General features: G+C 70.6%; 16 protein-coding genes. 11 read left to right on the top strand and 5 right to left on the bottom strand.

Going from position 1 to position 18,421, the window contains the following annotated elements; translation table 11 throughout:
- The first annotated feature begins 2 nt into the window (after positions 1-2).
- The 6 genes from minE to PKA16_RS11095 all read left to right on the top strand — a co-directional run bounded on the left by minE (position 3) and on the right by PKA16_RS11095 (position 4,705).
- Positions 3-290: a cell division topological specificity factor MinE gene (minE, locus tag PKA16_RS11120; RefSeq protein WP_324403272.1), complete on the top strand. Its 288-nt coding sequence runs from the start codon at positions 3-5 to the stop codon at positions 288-290.
- Between the two features lie 50 nt (positions 291-340).
- Entirely contained in the window at positions 341-2,209 is a 1,869-nt protein-coding gene (locus PKA16_RS11115; RefSeq protein ID WP_324403270.1) for an adenylate/guanylate cyclase domain-containing protein, read from the top strand.
- Positions 2,210-2,215: 6 nt separating this feature from the next.
- Complete coding sequence (locus PKA16_RS11110) at positions 2,216-2,371, top strand: hypothetical protein (protein ID WP_324403267.1); 156 nt, start codon at positions 2,216-2,218, stop codon at positions 2,369-2,371.
- Between the two features lie 80 nt (positions 2,372-2,451).
- Positions 2,452-3,138 carry a hypothetical protein gene (locus PKA16_RS11105; RefSeq protein WP_324403266.1) on the top strand — a complete coding sequence of 229 codons (687 nt, stop codon included), beginning with the start codon at positions 2,452-2,454 and terminating at the stop codon, positions 3,136-3,138.
- A 697-nt stretch (positions 3,139-3,835) separates the two neighbouring features.
- Positions 3,836-4,096: a translation initiation factor IF-1 gene (infA, locus tag PKA16_RS11100; protein ID WP_324403264.1), complete on the top strand. Its 261-nt coding sequence runs from the start codon at positions 3,836-3,838 to the stop codon at positions 4,094-4,096.
- 36 nt (positions 4,097-4,132) lie between these two features.
- A complete protein-coding gene (locus PKA16_RS11095) occupies positions 4,133-4,705 on the top strand; it encodes a protein-L-isoaspartate O-methyltransferase (protein WP_324403262.1) in 573 nt (190 codons plus the stop codon).
- 189 nt (positions 4,706-4,894) lie between these two features.
- On the opposite strand, the gene PKA16_RS11090 is transcribed toward PKA16_RS11095, so the two are convergent.
- Positions 4,895-5,986, bottom strand: a complete 1,092-nt coding sequence (locus PKA16_RS11090; RefSeq protein WP_324403260.1) for a 3-deoxy-7-phosphoheptulonate synthase — start codon at positions 5,984-5,986, stop codon at positions 4,895-4,897.
- A gap of 37 nt (positions 5,987-6,023) precedes the next feature.
- Positions 6,024-6,275, bottom strand: a complete 252-nt coding sequence (locus tag PKA16_RS11085; protein WP_324403258.1) for a 4Fe-4S binding protein — start codon at positions 6,273-6,275, stop codon at positions 6,024-6,026.
- An 82-nt stretch (positions 6,276-6,357) separates the two neighbouring features.
- Between PKA16_RS11085 and PKA16_RS11080 the strand changes: the two genes are divergently transcribed.
- Entirely contained in the window at positions 6,358-6,648 is a 291-nt protein-coding gene (locus PKA16_RS11080) for an acylphosphatase (RefSeq protein WP_324403256.1), read from the top strand.
- Between the two features lie 113 nt (positions 6,649-6,761).
- Here the strand turns inward: PKA16_RS11080 and PKA16_RS11075 are convergent, their stop codons facing one another.
- Both PKA16_RS11075 and PKA16_RS11070 read right to left on the bottom strand, forming a co-directional pair.
- A complete protein-coding gene (locus PKA16_RS11075; protein WP_324403254.1) occupies positions 6,762-7,349 on the bottom strand; it encodes an NnrU family protein in 588 nt (195 codons plus the stop codon).
- A gap of 157 nt (positions 7,350-7,506) precedes the next feature.
- Positions 7,507-8,274 carry an SDR family oxidoreductase gene (locus PKA16_RS11070; RefSeq protein WP_324403252.1) on the bottom strand — a complete coding sequence of 256 codons (768 nt, stop codon included), beginning with the start codon at positions 8,272-8,274 and terminating at the stop codon, positions 7,507-7,509.
- 185 nt (positions 8,275-8,459) lie between these two features.
- On the opposite strand from PKA16_RS11070, the gene PKA16_RS11065 reads away from it, so the two are divergent.
- The 4 genes from PKA16_RS11065 (at position 8,460) to PKA16_RS11050 (ending at position 15,465) form a co-directional block, all read left to right on the top strand.
- The gene (locus PKA16_RS11065) at positions 8,460-9,341 is read left to right on the top strand and encodes an alpha/beta hydrolase (RefSeq protein WP_324403250.1); all 882 of its coding nucleotides are present in this window, start codon (positions 8,460-8,462) and stop codon (positions 9,339-9,341) included.
- Positions 9,342-9,388: 47 nt separating this feature from the next.
- Positions 9,389-11,011, top strand: coding sequence for an AMP-binding protein (locus PKA16_RS11060; protein ID WP_324403248.1), 1,623 nt, complete (start codon positions 9,389-9,391; stop codon positions 11,009-11,011).
- A gap of 158 nt (positions 11,012-11,169) precedes the next feature.
- Complete coding sequence (locus PKA16_RS11055) at positions 11,170-14,436, top strand: carboxyl transferase domain-containing protein (RefSeq protein WP_324403246.1); 3,267 nt, start codon at positions 11,170-11,172, stop codon at positions 14,434-14,436.
- 12 nt (positions 14,437-14,448) lie between these two features.
- Complete coding sequence (locus PKA16_RS11050) at positions 14,449-15,465, top strand: urea transporter (protein WP_324403244.1); 1,017 nt, start codon at positions 14,449-14,451, stop codon at positions 15,463-15,465.
- Positions 15,466-15,662: 197 nt separating this feature from the next.
- On the opposite strand, the gene PKA16_RS11045 is transcribed toward PKA16_RS11050, so the two are convergent.
- Entirely contained in the window at positions 15,663-18,146 is a 2,484-nt protein-coding gene (locus PKA16_RS11045; RefSeq protein ID WP_324403242.1) for an EAL domain-containing protein, read from the bottom strand.
- Positions 18,147-18,421 lie beyond the last annotated feature (275 nt).

Genomic DNA, 18,421 nt, shown 5'->3' with positions numbered 1-18,421 from the left:
CCATGTCCTTCCTGCGCTTTTTTCTCGGCGAAAAGAAGAAGACGGCGGCCGTCGCCAAGGAGCGGCTGCAGATCATCCTGGCCCACGAGCGCGCCGGTCGTGGCAGCGACGCACCCGACTACCTGCCCGACCTGCAGCGCGACCTGATCGCCGTGATCAGCAAGTACGTGCCGATCGACCCGAAGGACATCAAGGTCAACCTGGAGCGCCTGGACGATCTGGAGGTGCTCGAGGTGAAGATCGAACTGCCGGACAAGATGGAGAAGGCAAGCCTGGCCGCGCAGGGCTGATCGCCGCAGGCGGCATCCGCGCACCAGGCCTTCCAGCACAAAAGAAGTCCATGCCTGAAGTCCGGTCTGGGGCACGCGATGCGCGCCTGCGGCGCCTGCGGGTCGACCTGGGCACCATCATCACGGTGGGAGTCCTGGGCCAGGCAGCCCTGCTGATCGGCCTGGGCTACTGGGGCGTGCAGCGCATCGTCGGCACCCTGGCGGCCTCGGTGCACCAAGCCGACCACCAGCGCGTCGAGGAGCGCATCCGCGCCTACCTGGACAAGGGGGTCGCGGCAGCGCGCATCCTTTCGGCCACGCCCGAATTGCAGCCGGTGGGCCCGGCCAGCAATGCCTCGGCCCGGCTGATGTGGACGGTGCTGGCCGAGACGCCGGAACTCGACAGCGTGTACGTGGCCAACGACCTGGGCCGCATGCTGATGGTGCTGCGCTACCCCGAGCCGGCGGTGCGGCGCATCGCGCGCGAGGCCGACCACACCGAGGAACGCTGGGAATACAAGCTGGCCGAGGGCTACGGAGGCAGTGCCAGCGAGCGCTTCGCCACCCAGCGCGTGGTGGAGCGCCAGACCCAGTACAACCCGCTGGCACGCGCCTGGTACCTCGGTGCGACGCAGAGTGGCCGGCCGTTCTGGAGCGCGCCCTACCTGTTCGATGCCGCGCGCGAACTCGGCGTGACCTACGCCATTGCCGAGCAGCGCATCGAGGCCGGCGCTGATCGCACCCAGGTGGTGGCGGTCGATTTCACGCTCGGGCGCCTGTCCGAGTTCGTGCGCCAGTTCAGCCGCGCCGGACTTGGCCAGAGCGCCCTGCTCAGCGGCCAGGATGCCGTGCTGGCGCGCAGCGACCGGGACACGCCGGTGACCGAACTGGCAGTGCCCTCGGGGGACGTGCTGGCAGCCGTGGTCTACGAGCTGCGCCTGTCGCCCGATGTGCGCAACAGTTTTTCCATGCACTTTGACGGGGAAACCTATTTCGTGCGCACCTCGCTCGTGGCACGCACCGGCTGGGCCCTGGTGAGCTGGGTGTCCGAACGCGAGGTGCTGGGCCGCCTGCGCGGCGGCGTGCTGTGGGCCCTGGGCGCGGCGCTCGGCTTCCTGGCGCTGGCCCTGCTGCTGTCGCTGCGCATGGCGCGTGGCGTGACGCGGCCGATCGAGCAGCTCGCGCGCAATGCGCGCCTGATCGGCCAGCTGCGCGGCGCCGAGTTGCAGCGCGTGGACAGCCGCGTGCTCGAGCTCCATCATCTGGATCAGGCGCTGGACGAATCGGCGCGCGCGCTGGACGCCTTCGCCAAGTTCGTGCCGGTGGACATCGTCAGCAAGCTGATCGACCAGGGCGACAGCCTGGGACCGAGCGGACAGCCGCGCGAGCTGACCGTGATGTTCACCGACGTGCGCGGCTTCAGCCACATCGCCGAGACGCTGGCGCCCCAGCAATTGGTGGCTCAGTTGACGGAGTACTTCAACGTCGCCGCCGAGGTCATCGGCCGCCATGGCGGCACCATCGACAAGTTCATCGGCGATGGCATCCTGGTGCTCTGGGGCGCACCGGCGCCATTGCCGGACGCCGCCCTGCAGGCCTGCCGCGCCGCACTGGCGCTCCAGCAGGCACTGGACGCGCTGAACGCAGGCTGGCGCGCGGCCGGCAAGCCCTGTTTCGAGACCTGCATCGGCATCCATACCGGCCCGGTCGTGGCAGGCGTGCTGGGCTCGGCCGACCGACTGTCCTACACGGCGCTGGGTGACACCGTGAACGTGGCCAGCCGGGTCGAGGATCTCAACCGCACGCTCGGCACGCGCATCCTGATTTCTGAGACCACCCAGGCGGCCCTGCACAGTCGATTGCCGACGCGCTCGATCGGCTCGGTGGCCCTGCGCGGACGCCAGAGGCCGCTGCAGGTGAGCGAACTGCTGGAGACCTGAGAGGGCGTGATCGAATCCCTCATGCCCGTCCTGAGCGCCAGAACCTGCCCGGCCAAGGCGCAGCGCGCAGTCCTGACCCGGGCCGCGGCGCGCATGTGCAATGCGGAGCGGGCGGGTTCCGAGGGCTTTGCCGGCCACGCCGGATTCGTGCACGCCTCCTGAGCACGTCCCTGGCTGGACACGGCTCTCCTGCACGCAGGGGCTTGCCCGTATGATCAGGGTCGCGCACCGACGCCGAGGCCATGAGTCCGACCAGCACGCAAGCCCCCGCCAAGCCCGCCAGCGCGCTGGCACGCCGCGTCATCGTGCCGGCCATCGCGGTGCTGATCCTGCTGCTGGCGGGCTGGCGTGCCTACGACTGGTTTGTGCACGATGTCGAGCAGCGCCGCGCCGTGGCCGAGGGCCGCGCGCCAGCGCCGTCGCCGATGCCGACATTGCCGGACGCCGATCCGGCGGGCACGGCCGACGCGCCCCCCATGGTCGCGCCCACGGCGGAGCCGATGGCGCCAGCGGTGCGGGGTGACGCGATCCACCGCTGCGTGCGGGGCAGCGAGGTGCTGTTCAGCAACCAGCCCTGCCCGCCGGGCTTCACGGCGGATGCGGGTGTGCCCGCAACGGCGCCCGCCGCGGCAACGACCACCGCGCACCCGCTGGCGTCGCCGGGGGCGGACGACCCGGCGCAGCACCAGGCCTTGTGCGCCTATCTGGCGGCCGAGGTGGAACGGCTGGACTTCGAGTTCCAGCAACCCCTGCCGCCGCCCGTGCTCGACGACATCTCTTCGCGTTTGCTCACCCTGCGGGGCCAGGGCGAGCGCCTGCGTTGCGTGCTGCCCAAGCCAAGCGAAGCGGCCGGGCGCAGCACGGCCAAGGTGCTGGACGAGAAGCCCGTGACGGCCCCGAACGGCCACGGGCGCGGCGCGCGCAACTGAGGGCGGGCGCCGTTCGTTCGTGACCGATTGATCCGCCCGAAGCGTCCCGCCCGACATCCTGAATCATCCCAAATCCGGCAGTTGGATGCGTCCTCACCCAACAGGTGAACGTCATCAGGGCAGTCGAAGCCAATATGCATGCGGGTTTGAAGACGATGATCGGCGGTCAACTGCCGGATTTGGGATCATTGCCAGTGCGGGGCATCGATCAAAATGCCGGGGTTTCGAAGGTGTGAGTGCTTGCTTGCACGAAGCTGTCGGTGGCGTGACCTTGGCTCCGAATCGGGCGCAATGGATTCGCGGCCGCCGTGTCGCCGGCGAACTGTCGCGCGGCACCAGCAGCCGGGGCGCACGCACTCTCAAATATGCAGCTGCGGGGCCTGCAATGTGCTTAAAATTCGCGCTTGATTGAACTACTTGCTGAAATCGGATCGGGCCGGAGGGTGATGGGTCTCGCGGCATGGCGGGGTCCAGCACCGAGGCGGACGGGACGCGTCAGCGGCGGGTGCATCCGGCGTGGAGTCGGATCGCGCACGGGAGCCTGCCCATCCCCGATCGCACGGTCGGGGCCGGGTGTGACGAGCCTGTGCGGCATCGCCGTTGCGCTGGCGTGTCCGTTCGTGCCGAGTGCCTGCAGCGCGATTGCGTGCGCAGCCTCCCACCCTGGGTTTGCGCGATCTGATCGAGGAGCTGGCGCATGGCCAAGGAAGAACTGATCGAAATGCAGGGCGTGGTGAACGAGGTGTTGCCGGACACGCGCTTTCGCGTGACGCTGGACAATGGCCACGAACTGGTCGCCTATTCGGCCGGCAAGATGCGCAAGAACCACATTCGCATCCTGGCGGGGGATCGCGTGACGCTGGAGCTCTCGCCCTACGACCTGTCGAAGGGGCGCATCAGCTTCCGCCACCTGGCCAATCGGGGGCCGATGCCCACGGGTGGGACGCGTCGGCGCTGAGCGTGCCGGCCGGGCGGCGAGTCGCAGGAGCACAGGGTGACACAAGCAGATTCGGTGGATGCGGCCTTTGCCGCGCACCCGCGCACCGGTTTCCTGCCGGCACACCTGCAGGCCGAGGCAGACTACGACGGACCGCTGCCGATCGGCTGCGGCCAGACCAGTTCACAACCGCGCACGGTGGCGGCGATGCTGCGACTGCTGGGCGTGGCCCCGGGCATGCGCGTGTTGGACGTGGGCGCCGGCTCGGGCTGGACCACGGCGCTGCTGGCGCACCTGGTCGGCCCCACGGGCGCGGTGCACGGCGTCGAACTCGAGCCCGAACTGGTGCGCTTCGGCGCCGCCAACCTGGCGGCCACCGGCCAGCCCTGGGCCTCCATCGTGGCCGCCGAGCCGGGCGTGCTGGGCTTGCCGGCGCTGGCGCCGTTCGATCGCATCCTGGTGTCGGCCGAGCCCGACACCCTGCCCCAGGCCCTGGTCGACCAGCTCGGCGCGGGCGGCGTGATGGTGATCCCGGTGGCGGGTGTGATGCAGCGCGTGTGTCGCGGCGAGCAGCCCGACGACATCCAGGTCACGACCCACGGCGGCTACAGTTTCGTGCCCCTGAGGTAGGTCGGCCCCTGCGCCAGTGCCGCGGCTGCCCCCCAGGAGGCCACTGCCATTGGCCAGGCTCGGTCCGCACGCTGGGTGCGCTGCCATGGCCTGTTGCACGGCCCTGGATGGTGGTTCTGCGCGGGCGAGATCGTGGTGCCCGGCCAGGCAGGCCCAGGTTCATCCACGGCGCCCGGCACGATCAAGTGCTCATCTTGCCACCGCCCGGCGCGCGCGCACCGCAGCCGCGAACTGCTCCAGCACCGGTGCGGTCTGCTCGAAGCTGATGCAGGCATCGGTGACGGAGACGCCCGGTGCGAGCGGACGACCGGGCACCAGGTCCTGGCGGCCTTCGTGCAGGTGGCTTTCCAGCATCACGCCGATGATGCGGCGCTCGCCCGCCGCCACCTGGCCGGCGACGTCGGTCGCGACCTCGATCTGGCGCCGGTGCTGCTTGCTGGAATTGGCGTGCGAGCAGTCGATCATCACCTGCTCGCGCAGGCCGGCAGCGCCCAGCAGGGCGCACGCCGCCAGCACGTCGTCGTGCCCGTAGTTGGGCACCTTGCCGCCGCGCAGGATGACGTGGCAGTCGTCGTTGCCGCGCGTCTCGAACACGGCGGCCTGTCCCATCTTGGTCAGTCCCAGGAAGGCGTGCGGTGCCTGCGCGGCCAGGATGGCGTCGACCGCCACCTGGACGCCGCCGTCGGTGCCATTCTTGAAACCGACCGGGCACGACAGGCCGCTCGCCAGTTGCCGGTGGCTCTGGCTTTCCGTGGTGCGTGCGCCAATCGCGCCCCAGCTCACCAGGTCGCTGATGAATTGCGGGCTGAGCAGGTCGAGGAATTCGGTGCCCACCGGCAGGCCCAGCTCCAGCACCTCGAGCAGCAGGCGGCGCGCCAGTTGCAGGCCGTCGTTGATGGCGTAGCTGCCGTCCAGCCGCGGATCGTTGATGTAGCCCTTCCAGCCCACCGTGGTGCGCGGCTTCTCGAAGTACACGCGCATCACCACCAGCAGCTCGTTCTCGTGGCGCGCCGCCTCGGCCTGCAGGCGCGCCGCGTACTGCAGCGCCTGCTCGTGGTCGTGGATCGAGCAGGGGCCGACCACCACCACCAGGCGGTTGTCCTCGCCGTGCAGCACGCGCGAGATGGCGCCGCGGCTGGTTTCCACCAGGTCCTGCGCGGCGCGCGGTGGCGGCAGCCACTCCTGCAGCAGCGCCGGCGTCACCAGTGGCCGCACGGCGCGGATGCGGATGTCGTCGACGCGCGTGGTGTCGAGGGTCGTGAGTGCGGCTTCGGTCGTCATCGTCGGATTATCCGTGTGCGCCTGGCCGCGCGCTGCGCTATCCCGTGGCCAGGGCAGCGACCATGGGCCCGGAGTTGCTGATCCGCTTCATGGTGATGGCATCGAACGGGCAGCGCACCGCACACAGGGCGCAGCCGGTGCAGCCCGCGGCATCGTCCAGGGCCGAGCTCTTGCGTCCGTCCAGCAGGTGCAGCGACAGCACATGCGGCGGGCATGCCGCCACGCACCAGCCGCAGCCGGTGCAGCGGTCGCGATCGATTTCAGGCAGGGCGCGGGCCAGTCGCTTCATGGGAACATGCGTGTCACGCCATGCAGAAGCCGCGCGCGGCACGTCTCGGCACTATAGGCACGCGGCGGCGTCTTATCATCCGATGCACATGAAAACCATCACCCGCCACCTGACCATCACGGGCCGCGTGCAGGGCGTGTTCTACCGCGCCAGCATGGTGCGCGAAGCCAGGCGCCTGGGCGTGCACGGCTGGGTGCGCAATCGCGCCGACGGTTCGGTCGAGGCGCTGGCGCGGGGCACGCCCGAGGGCGTGCAGGCCTTGACCGACTGGGCCCGGCGCGGGCCCGAGCGCGCGCGTGTCGACGAGGTGCGGGTGGTCGAGCTGGCGACAGACGAAGCGCTGGCAGGCTTCGAGGCGCGCCCCACTGTTTGATGGGAACTGGCGCGCGTACGATCAAGGACGGATGACTTCGCTGCGCTTCAAGGAGCGGTCATTCGTCATGCCGGCGCGAGCCGGGGTCATTTGTCATCTTTCCGAGCCGCCGCCTACAGCGTGCGCGCGAACGGCGCTACGCCGATCCAGGCCGCGTGCAGCCAGAAGGCGAACGCCACCCACGCCAGCACGCCCACCAGCAGCGTCGCCAGCGTGGCCGCGAGGCGCCCGGGTGGGTAGACCGTCGCCAGCGCGCGATCGCGCTGGCGTGCCGCGCGCCAGCTCAACGCGGCCCAGAGCAGGAAGGCGGCGAACAGCAGCGCGTCGGCCAGCGTGGCGGTGGCCAGCAGATGACCCAGCGCCCACAGCATGACGCCCAGCACCATGGGGTGGTGCAGCCGGGCCTTGATCTGGTTGCGCGGCAGGTAGGTGGCGGCCAGCAGGATGAAGGCGAGCAGGGTGAACAGCGCGTTCAGGTGCTTGAGCCCCGCGGGCGGGGCCCACAGCACCACGGGCTGCTGGCGCGCCCGCGCAAAGCCCCAGACGATGAGCGCGAAGCCCAGCAGGGACAGCACCGAGTACAGGCCCTTCCAGGCGCCTTCGCCCCAGCGTGCGATGGCACGTTTGCGCCCATCCTCGGCGACGATGCGCGCCGAGTGCGTGCCCAGGAACAGGATCAGTCCCAGAACCAGAATCTCCATCGCGTGTCCTCGCTTCATGTGCGCCGGCGGCGCAGCAGCTCCTGACGGCCCGGATCACGGGCGTCCTCGGGCAGGTGTGGCCCCCCGGCTGCAACGTGCGAAACGATACCGCACGTCCGGGGGCTCCCGCGTGGGGCTTGTTCAGCGTTGCCCTGGGTCAGGCCCCGGCGTAGCGCCGGTTGAGCTTGCGCATGCCGCCCAGCCAGCGGTCGTAGTTGTCGGTCTTGTTGCGCATGTACTGCAGCACTTCGGGATGGGGCAACACGAGGAAAGTCTCCGCGCGGATGGCGTCGAGGCAGGCCTGGGCCACCGCGTCGGGCCCCAGCATGCCGTCGATGCTGGCCACGTGCTCCTCGTGGCCGCGCGTCATCGCGGTGCGCACGGCCTGCGGGCACAGCACCGACACCTTGATCCCCTGGTCACCGTGGGTGAACGCCAGCCATTCGGCGAAGCCGACGGCGGCGTGCTTGGTGACTGAATACGGCGCCGAGCCGACCTGCGACAGCAGTCCCGCGGCCGAGGCGGTGTTGAGGAAGTAGCCGCCACCACGCGCGATCATGCGTGGCAGCAGGTGGCGCGCGGCCCAGACGTGGGCCATCAGGTTGATGTCCCAGATGCGCTGCCAGGCGGTGTTGTCGACTTCGGGGCCGCCAGCGGTGAAGATGCCGGCGTTGGAGCAGAACAGGTCGATCGGGCCGACCTCGGCTTCGGTGTGCTCGATCAGCGCCTGGATGTCGGCCTCGCGCGCGACGTCGACCGCACGGCCGATGCCGCCCACCTGCCCGGCCGTGGCGTGGGCCCCGGCGCCGTCCAGGTCGGCGCAGACCACCTTCTTCGCGCCGGCCTGCGCGAATGCCTGCGCCAGCGCGCGGCCAATGCCGCCGGCTGCGCCGGTAACGACGACGATGCGATCGGTGATCTCCATGGGGGCTCCTGTGCTGGAATGCGGAAACGCGCGACTGGCGCCGAGCTTGAGCGCCGCTGCCGGCGGCGTCAAGCGCAACCCGACACGCAGGTGACTCGGCGCGCCGAGGCCCTGTGTCATGCTTGCGCCCTGGGTCTGCAGGGCCGCGAGTTGGAGCGCTGTGCGGATCGACATCGGAGGCGAGCATGCAACTGAGCGAACGACACGACCTGGCCACTTCCCGGGGCCGGTTCCACGTGCGCATGACATCCGGGGCGGGGATCCCGCTGGTGATGCTGCACGGCTGGCCCGAGAACTCGTACTGCTGGACCCCGGTGGCGGCGCGCCTGCCCGAGCGCTGGCGCATCATCGCCCCGGACCTGCGCGGCCTGGGCGACAGCGAGCGCACGCCGGGCGTGGCGGCCTACGAGAAGCAGCAGCTGGCGCAGGACGTGCTCTCCGTGCTCGATGTCCTGGGCGTGCAGCGCTTCCATCTCGTCGGCCACGACTGGGGCGGCGTGGTGGCGCAGGAGATGGCGCTGGCCAGGCCCGAGCGCGTGCGCAGCCTGTGCCTGCTGAACATCGTGCTCATCAACCATGCCCGAGGCCTGCGCGCGGGCACGCAGAAGATTCGCGACGGCGGCAACCTGCAGGCCTGGTACCAGCAGTTCCAGCGCATGCCGGGCGACCTGTTCGAGCGGCTCGTGACCGGACGCGAGGATGTCTGGCTGGATTTCTGCTTCCGCAAGGGCCAGGCGGGGCACCAGATCCCCGAGGAGGCGTTGCGCGAATACATCCGCATGTTCCGCATCCCCGGCACGCCCGGATGTGGCGCCAGCTATTACCGCGCCATGCCGGCCGACGCGCGGCGCTGGGCCCTGCACGCCGGACGCAAGTACCCCATGCCGGCGCTCTACATTTACGGCAAGCAGGATCCGGTGATCATCCCGGAATACCTGGACGGCAGCGCGGACGCCTTCCAGCAACTGTCGGCGCTGCATGCCATCGACGCCGGCCACTTCGTGCAGGAGGAGGCGCCCGACGCCGTGGCGCGCCACCTCGCCGAGTTCCTGCAGCCGCAGGACTGACCCTGCAGGCCGACGTTCCAGACTCCGTCCTTCAATCCGCACGCGCCATGAACGCGAATTCCGCCTCCACGCCGACCCGCCAACCCCTGCACGAGATCCTGCGCGCCCACGCGCGCACGCGCCCGGAGGCCACCGCGCTCGTCTGGTACGGCGCCACCCTGAGCTGGGCCGAACTGGACCGCGCCAGCGACGCCTTCGCCGCCCGCCTGCAGGCGCTGGGGGTGGGCAAGGGCGAGCCGGTGGTGCTGTTCCTGAGCAACTGTCCGCAATACTTCGTCGCCCACTACGGCATCCAGAAGATCGGCGCCACCGTCTGCCCGGCCAGTCCCCTGTACAAGGAGCACGAGCTGGGCTACCAGGTGGGCGACCTGGGCGCGCGCGTCATCGTCGCCGCCTCGGGCCTGCTGCCGGTGGTCGAGCAGGTGCGCCCGCAGAGCCGCCTGCAGCACGTGTTCGTGGTGCACTACGCCGACCTGCTGCCCCAGGCGCCGACCCTCGCCGTGCCGGCCGAACTGCTGGCGGAGCGCCAGGCCGGCCGCGCCGTGCCGGCCGGCAGCGAGGACTTCCTGGCCGCCATGCGGGGCGACTCGAAACCCGCGCCGGTGGCAGTGTCGCTGGACGACGTGGCCCTCATGACCTACACCAGCGGCACCACCGGCCTGCCCAAGGGCGCCATGCTCTCCTACGGCAACGCGCTGTTCAAGGCCGAGGTGACGGCCCAGTCGGCCGAAATCACCGCCGAGGACATGGCGCTCTCGGTGGCGCCGCTCTACCACATTGCCGGCATGCTGATGGGCGTCAACGTGCCGGTGCTGGTGGGCGCGACGCAGGTCCTGCTGCACCGCTTCGATCCGCTGGCGGTGCTGCAGGCCATCGACCGCTACCGCGTCACTCACTGGTACTCGATCGCGCCGATGAACGTCGCCTGCATGCAGGTACCGGGGGCCGAGCGCCTCGACCTGACGAGCCTGCGGCGCAATCCCGTCACCAGCTTCGGCATCACCTTCACCGAGGCCCTGGCGCAGCAGTGGCAGGCCTTCACCAGGGGGCCGTGCATCAGCTGCGAAGCCGCCTACGGGCTGTCCGAGACGCACACCATGGACACCGGCATGCCGTTCGATGCCATCCGCTGGGGCACGCATGGCAAGCCGATGCCGGGTGTCACCATCCGCATTGTCGATCCCGACAGCAGCGCCGAGCGCCCGACCGGCGAGATGGGCGAGATCACGCTGCTGTCGCCGGGCAACTTCAAGGGCTACTGGAAGAACCCCGAAGCGACCGCGAGGACCCTGAAGGACGGCTGGGTCTGGACCGGCGACATGGGCAAGCTGGACGCGGACGGCTACCTCACCTTCCTGGGCCGCTTCAAGGAGATGATCAAGGTCTCGGGCTACAGCGTGTTCCCCGAGGAAGTCGAGACCATCTTGATCAAGCACCCGGCCGTGGCGCAGGCGGCGGTGCTGCCCGCACCCGATCCGGAGAAGGGCGAAGTGGTCAAGGCCTTCATCGTGAAGAAGCCCGGAGCCGCGCTTGAGGCCGAAGAGCTGATCGCCTGGTCGCGCGAGCACATGGCCAAGTACAAGGCACCCAGGTTCGTGCGCTTCATCGACGCCCTGCCGGCCACCGGGTCGGGCAAGGTGCTGCGGCGACTGCTGAAGGACCTGGACTGACGGAGGCCAGCAGTCAACAGCCAACAGCCGTACGCAGAGACTTCGCAGAAGCCGCAAAAAAGACAGAAGGAAAACTTGGATTTTCTGCGTCCTCTGCGGATCCTTCGCGTCCTCTGCGCATGGATGTTCGTGTTTCCATCCCCCCAAAGCCACCGCCCATGTTCAAGAAGGTCCTGATCGCCAACCGCGGCGAAGTCGCCCTGCGCATCGTGCGCGCCCTGCAGGAACTCGAGATCCCCAGCCTGGCCGTGTACGCCGACGACGACGCACAGGCGCCGCATGTGGCGGTCGCCGATGAGGCCGTGGCGCTGGGCGCCACGGGGCCGGGAGCATACCTGGACGACGCGCATCTGCTGGCGATCGCGCGCGAGCACGGCGCCGATGCGCTGCATCCGGGCTATGGCTTCCTGGCCGAGCGCGCCGACTTCGCGCGCGACTGCGCGGCGGCCGGCGTGCACTTCATCGGCCCCACGCCCGACCAGCTTGCCTTGTTTGGCGACAAGGGCCAGGCACGCGCCCTGGCGGCGCGCTGCGGTGTGCCGCTGCTGCCCGGCAGTCCCGGCGCGGTGACGCTGCAGGAGGCGCAGGCGTTCCTGGCCGCGCAGGGCGGCACCGGCGTGATGCTCAAGGCCATCGGCGGTGGCGGTGGGCGCGGCATGCGCGCCGTGCGCACGCCGGCCGAACTGGAGCAGGCGTATGCGCGCTGCCGCAGCGAGGCGCGTGCCGCCTTTGGCGTCGATGGCGTGTATGTCGAGCGGCTGATGGAGGGCGCGCGCCACGTCGAGGTGCAGGTGCTGGGCGACGGGCGCGACGTGATCGCCCTGGGCGAGCGCGAATGCACGTTGCAGCGGCGCTTCCAGAAGCTGGTCGAGATCGCGCCCAGCCCCAGCCTGTCCGAAGCGCTGCGCGCGCGCCTGGTCGAAGCCGCGCTCACGCTGGCGCGCACGGTGAAGCTGCAAAGCCTGGCGACGCTCGAGTTCCTGGTCGATCCGGCTGTCACCGACCTGCCGTTCGTCTTCATGGAGGCGAACCCGCGCCTGCAGGTCGAACACACCATCACCGAGGAGGTGTTTGGCGTCGACCTGGTGCAGGCGCAGATCCGGCTTGCGACCGGCGCCCCGCTGAGCGCGCTCGGGCTCGATCCGACGGCGCCGCCCCGGCCACAGGGCTGCGCCATCCAGTGGCGCATCAACGCCGAGACGCTGGATGCGCAAGGCCACGCGACGCCCGGCAGCGGGCAACTCGCGCGTTTCGACCTGCCGGCCGGCCCCGGCATCCGCGTCGACACGCAGGGCCATGCCGGTGCCACGCCCTCGCCGCATTACGACACGCTGCTCGCCAAGCTGGTGGTGCACGCGCACGGCGGCTTTGCCGATGCACTGCGGCGTTCGCAGCGGGCGCTGGCGGAATTCCACATCGAGGGCTTGCCGACCAACCTGGCGCTGCTGCGCGCGCTGGCGGCGCGGCCGGAGATGGCGAGCCAGCGGGTGCACACGCGCTGGCTCGAGGCGGTGCTGCCGGAACTGCTCGCCACTGCCAAGACCATGATGACCCGCACGCATCCGGGCAGTGCACCCGGCCCCAACGATGCCCAGCTCGCGCAAGCGCCGGCCGGCGCCGTGGTCGCGCCCATGCCCTCGCGCCTGGTCCAGCTCAGCGTGGCCGAGGGTGACGCGGTGCCCGCCGGCGCGGAGCTGGCCGTGCTGGAAGCGATGAAGATGGAGCACGTGATCGTGGCCGCGCACGCCGGGCGCGTGCGCGAGCTGCTGGCGGTTCCGGGCGGCTACCTGACGCAGGGCCAGGCCATCCTGGTGCTCGATCCGCTCGAAGGCGAGCCCGGCACAAGCACGCGAGACCAGGCGGTGCACGATCCAGACCACATTCGCGCCGACCTGCAGCGCGTGCTGGAGCGCCATGCGCGCACGCTCGATGCCGCCCGGCCCGAAGCCGTCGCCCGGCGCCATGCGCGCGGCGGGCGCACCGCGCGCGAAAACATCGCCGACCTGTGCGACGAGGGCAGCTTCATCGAATACGGTCAGCTCGCGATCGCGGCGCAGACGCGTCGGCGCAGCGTCGAGGACCTGATCGCCAACACGCCCGCCGACGGCATGATCACCGGCATCGGCGGCGTCAACGGGATGATCTTCGGTGCCGAGGCGGCGCGCACCGTGGTGATGAGCTACGACGCCACCGTGCTGGCGGGCACCCAGGGCATGCGCAACCATGCCAAGACGGACCGCATGCTGGCGATCGCGCTGGACCAGCAGCTGCCCACCGTGCTGTTTGCCGAGGGCGGCGGCGGACGCCCCGGGGACGTCGACACGCCGGTGATCGCGGGCTTGCACGTGCCCACCTTCAAGAGCTACGCCGCGCTCTCGGGCCGGGTGCCGGTGGTCGGCGTGGTGCACGGCTACTGCTTTGCCGGCAACGCCGCGCTGCTGGGCTGCAGCGACGTCATCATCGCCACCCGCGCCAGCAACATCGGCATGGGCGGGCCGGCCATGATCGAAGGCGGCGGCCTGGGCGTGTTCCGTCCCGAGGAGATCGGCCCGAGCAGCGTGCAGCACGCGGGCGGCGTGATCGACATCCTGGTCGAGGACGAGGCCGCGGCGGTGGCGGCGGCACGCCAGTACCTGTCCTACTTCCAGGGCCGGGTGAAGGACTGGGTGACGCCCGACCAGCGGCTGCTGCGCGCCGTGGTGCCGGAAAACCGCCTGCGCGTGTACGACACACGCGCCGCGATGCAGGGCCTGGTGGACCAGGGCAGCCTGCTGCTGTTGCGCACGGGCTTTGGCGCAGGCATCCACACCGCGCTGGCGCGCATCGAGGGACGCCCGGTCGGCGTGATCGCCAACAATCCGCAGCACCTGGGCGGTGCCATCGACGCCCCCGCAGCCGACAAGGCGGCGCGCTTCATGCAGCTGTGCAACGCGCACGGGTTGCCCATCGTCAGCCTGATCGATACCCCCGGCTTCATGGTCGGCCCCGAGGTCGAGACCACGGCCCAGGTGCGCCACGTCGCGCGCCTGTTCGTCACCGCCGGCGCCCTGCGCGTACCGTTCTTCGGCGTGGTGTTGCGCAAGGGCTATGGTCTGGGCGCGATGGCGGTGGCGGCGGGCGGCTTGCATGCGCCCGTGCTCACCGTGTCCTGGCCGACCGGCGAGTTCGGCGGCATGGGGCTGGAGGGCTACGTGCGCCTGGGCTATCGCAAGGAGCTGGAAGCCGCGCCTGCCGGGCGCGAGCGCGATGCGCTGTACGCCAGGCTGCTGGCCGAGCGCTACGAGCACGGCGCGGCCATCAACATGGCGACCACGCTGGAGATCGATGCCGTGATCGATCCGGCCGAGACGCGCGCCTGGCTGGCGCGCGGGCTGGCGTCGAGCCGCGTCGCGCCGACCGGCGCGCGCTTCATCGACACCTGGTAGCGCGGCGCCACAATGGCGCCTCGTCCAGTTCGCCCGGCCCGGATCACCATGCCCGTTTCGGGATCATCACCCACCTTGCATCGGCGCGCCCGGCGTGCGCCGCGGCGCTTCCTGGAACGCAGCCTGCGCGGCAGCGGTCAGGTGATGTTCATGAACAACCCGTACACGGGCTTGTTGAACTTCGTCGCACTCGGCTGGGGCGCCTGGGCCGGTGGCACCACCTGGACCGTGGTGCTCGGCGCCGCGCTTGGCGTGCTGGTCGCCACCGGCGCGGCCCAGGCGCTGCGCGTCGAGCGCGCGGCGCGCGATGCCGGGCTGTACGGCTTCAACGGCCTGCTGGTGGGTGCCGGCATCCCCACATTCCTGGCGCCGACGCCGCTGATGTGGGCCGTGCTGGTGTTTGCCTGCGCGGTCTCGGCCGGCGTCACCCGCGCGCTGGCCGAACTGCTGCGGCCCTGGCAGGTGCCGGGCCTGACCTTCCCCTTCGTGCTCACGACCTGGCTGGTGCTGCTGGCGGCCGATCCCCTGCCCGGCCTGGCAACCGCTGCGCTGCCGCAAGCCGGCCTGGCGGCGCCCGCCGTCGCCGCCAGCGTGGCGTTCGGCCTGGCGGACTGGGTGCGCGCCGTGCTGGCCAGCGTGGCCCAGGTGTTCTTCGTCGACGACGCGGTGTCGGGCGCGCTGTTCCTGCTGGCGCTGGCGCTGCAGTCGCGCCGTGCCGCCGTGCTGGGCGCTGCAGGCGCGCTGCTGGCGGTCGCCGCCGCCCTCGCGCTGGGAGCCGAGCGCGCGCCCGTCGTGCACGGCCTGTGGGGTTACTCGGCGGTGCTGACCGCAGTGGCGGTGGGTGGCGTGTTCCTGCCGCCGGGCGGCCGCACACTGGCGCTGTGCGCGATCGCCACCCTGTTCACGGTGCTGGTGCAAGGGGCCACCCTGACGCTGGCCGGCACGCTGGGCGTGCCCGCACTGACCTTTCCGTTCGTGCTGGGGACCTGGCTCGTGCTGCTGGCGCGCGGGCGCAGCGAGAGCGCCTGAACGCGCACGCGCCGCGCGGCGGTCGCGTGGGCCGGGACCCGCACCGCCCGGGTGCAAGGGGCGATCACCTCGGATACGGACTTGCGCGGGAGGCAGCACCTCGGCGGGCCTCGCACGGTTTCTGCAAGCTGTGGCACCCCTGTCCAGGATGCGGGTGCTGGGCCGTCATGGCCACAGCCTGCGTTCCCGGGCGCTGCTCATGCGTGGTGCAGAAATGCCTCGAGCTGCGCCAGCGGCATCGGCCGCGCCAGCAGGTAGCCCTGGAACAGGTCGCAGCCGCTCGCGGCGAGGAAGTCGTGCTGGGCCTGGGTCTCGACGCCCTCGGCGATCACCGGCAGGCCCAGGCTGTGGGCCAGGTCGATCACCGCGCGCGCGATCGCCGCGTCGCTCGGGTCGGTCAGCACGTCGGCGACGAAGGACTTGTCGATCTTCAACTGGTCCAGCGGCAGGCGCTTCAGGTAGGAGAGCGAGGAATAGCCGGTGCCGAAGTCGTCCAGCGAGAAGGTGACGCCGAACTGCTTGAGCGCGGCCATGCGCGTCAGCGTGTTGTCCTGGCGATCCACCAGCAGGCTTTCGGTCAGCTCCAGCCGCAGCCGGTGCGGGACGATGCCGTGGCGCCGCACCGCCGCCATCACTTCCTGCACGAAGTCCGGGTGGCGAAACTGGCCCACGCTGACATTGATGGAGAGGTTCAGCTCGGCGCGTCCGGCCTGGTCGGACCAGGCGGCCAGCTGGGCGCACGCCTGCTCCAGCACCCACAGGCCGAGCGGCACGATGAGGCCGCTGTTCTCCGCCACGGGAATGAACTCGGCCGGACTGATGGCGCCGCGTTGCGGGTGCTGCCAGCGCAGCAGTGCCTCGACGCCGACGATGCGTCGTGCATGGTCGAACTGTGGCTGGTAGTGCAGCACGAACTGCTGGCCTTCCTGCAGCGCCGTGCGCAGGTCGCTGACCAGCGCGGCGCGCGCGCTGAGTGCCGCCTGCATCGCGGGATCGAAGAAGGCCACCGCGTTGCCGCCCGCCGCCTTGGCCTGGTACATCGCCATGTCGGCCTGGCGCAGCAGTTCGTCCGCGCTGGTGACGTGACGACCGAAGCGCGTCACGCCGATGCTGGTGGTGCCGTGGTGCTGGTGGCTGTCGAGATCGAAGGGCGCGGCCAGGGCGGCCAGCACCTTGGTCGCCACGGCCTGGGCCTTGCGCGCGGCGGCTTCGGGCTGGGGGCCGAGGTCGGTCAACAGGACCACGAATTCATCGCCACCAAAGCGCGCCACGGTGTCGGTCTTGCGCAGGTTGCGTGCCAGGCGCATCGCCACCTGCTTGAGCAGTGCATCACCCACCGGGTGGCCGCGCGTGTCGTTCAACAGCTTGAAGTCGTCCAGGTCGATGAACATCAGCGCGCCCTCCTCGCCGCTGCGCGCGCTTTCGCGCAGCGCGGCGGCCAGGCGCTGCAGCAGCAACTGGCGGTTGGGCAAGCCGGTCAAGGGATCGTAGAACGCGAGGTCGTGGATCTGCTGCTCGGCACGCTTGCGCTCCGTGATGTCGCGCCCCACCGCCACCCAGTGCGTGAACGGGCCCTGGGCGTCGGGCACCGGCACCACGTCGAGATCGAGCCACTGGGACGGCGCACCGTCCCGGACCAGCAGCACTTCCCGGCGCGTCGGGCCATGTGCGCGCGCCTGCAGGGCGCCGCGCAGCAAGTGGCTAAAACTGCGCCCGCCCAGGGTGCGTCGCAGGGTGCCGGGTCCGCGGCCCAGGACCTGCATGCGCGCCAGGCCCGTGAGGCGTTCGAACGATTCGTTGACGAAGACGATGCGGGCATCGTGCTGGCGTGGCCCCATCGCCTGGATGATCACCACGCAGTCGTTGATGCGGGCGATGCTGGTGCGCAGCAGGGCCAGGTGGTCCTGCGCCTCGCGCCGCGCCGTGACGTCGCGCAGGTAGACGGCCAGGCCCTCGGCATAGGGGTGGGCGCGTACCTCGATCCACATTCCCAGTGCCGGGTAGTAATCCTCGAACTCGACGCGCCGGTCTTCGCGCATCGCGCCCTCGATCTCGGCGCGCAGCAGGGCACCGCTGCGTCCCATCAGCACCTCGTGGATGGGACGTCCCAGCAAATCCCCGCCCGGGCGTTCCAGCAGACGCTCGCTCTCGCCGTTCACATACATGAAGCGCGCGTCGCGATCCAGGGTGGCGAAGGCTTCCGAGATGCTCGCCAGCGTGGTCGTCAGGCGCATCGCCAGGCGCAGGGTTTCCTCCTGCGCCTGGTGGCGGGCACTGACGTCCTGGGCCACGCCGTGCAGGATCGCGGGAGCGTCGGCATCCGCGACCGATCGATCGCCCACGAAGCGGATCCAGTGCGCCGGGTTGGCGCCTGACTGCACCTCGACGTCGATCGGCCGGCCCGCCTGGATGCAGCCGATGAAAGCCTGGCGCAACGCCCGTGCCGAAGCCGACGTGAAGGCCTCCAGCAGGGGATCGAGTTGCTCCGGCACCGGCGCATGCACGCGCAGGACCGCCTGTGCCTCGGCGCTGAGCACGAGCCGGCGCTCGGGCACGCGGTAGCTCCAGCTGCCCATGTCGAGCGTGCGCAGGGCACGGTGCAACGATGGCGGCGCCGGCGCCACCGCCTGAGTTGCCTGCTCCGGGCGGGCCAGGGGGTCGAACGATGAATCGGGCGTCATGGGGCAGCAGGGGGTGGATGCGCTACGGCCTCGGCCAGGGGGCCGGGTCCGTCGAGTGTGCACCGAGTCGCCTCGGCGGGTTGGTGCGCTGCCCGTCGACGCGCGAAAGGATGCGCTGCTGCGCGTCGTTGGCCCAGGTGTGCCGGCCGCGCGCCCACGATCGCATGTATCCACCTCATTCGGCCAGCTTCCTGGGCAAGGCGCGCCCGCCCCGGATTCCGCTCGTGTCCCAACAAGTGGTGTAAGTCTTCGAACGCGCGGCAAGGTGCGTAGGG

It is taken from the genome of Ottowia sp., from assembly GCF_035325765.1.
Taxonomy (GTDB): Bacteria; Pseudomonadota; Gammaproteobacteria; order Burkholderiales; family Burkholderiaceae_C; genus Ottowia.
The sequence above is the reverse complement of the archived record's forward strand: the minus strand, read 5'-3'. Positions and strand labels throughout refer to the sequence as shown.